This is a genomic window from Parendozoicomonas haliclonae, assembly GCF_900174585.1.
In the GTDB taxonomy this organism is placed as follows: Bacteria; Pseudomonadota; Gammaproteobacteria; order Pseudomonadales; family Endozoicomonadaceae; genus Sansalvadorimonas; species Sansalvadorimonas haliclonae.
Genome location: NZ_FWPT01000068.1, coordinates 1 through 400, shown reverse-complemented (window position 1 = coordinate 400; position 400 = coordinate 1). Strand labels below are relative to the sequence as shown.

General features: G+C 46.5%; 1 protein-coding gene. It reads right to left on the bottom strand.

Going from position 1 to position 400, the window contains the following annotated elements; translation table 11 throughout:
• The coding region (locus EHSB41UT_RS24285) for a helix-turn-helix domain-containing protein (protein ID WP_133060662.1) at positions 1-296 on the bottom strand (296 nt) is incomplete at its 3' end.
• Between the last annotated feature and the right edge of the window lie 104 nt (positions 297-400).

Genomic DNA, 400 nt, shown 5'->3' with positions numbered 1-400 from the left:
CCTTTCTTGCGAAGCTCATTGGAGACTCTGACCTGACCGTGAGCAGGATCCTGAATGGCGTACTCAACAACGGCTTCTTCAATCTGCGGCTCAACACGGTTCTTTGTGTTGGGAACTCTGCGGCTACGATCGAATAAGGCATCAACTCCACCGCTGTTTACAGCATCCCGGTAACGATAAAAGGTGTCTCTGGAGACACCTATCATCTTGCAGGCTTTGGAGATATTACCGAGTTCATCGGCCAGATTGAGCAACCCGACCTTGTGTTTAACGATGCGATCACTACTCTGAATCATGAGAGTTACCTGTTGTTTGTGATTAAGGTTTCGTACCCTCTTTCACATCGGTAACTCTTCTCTTTTCTGGAGAGTGAATGTCAGATTAGATCTGAACTAATACA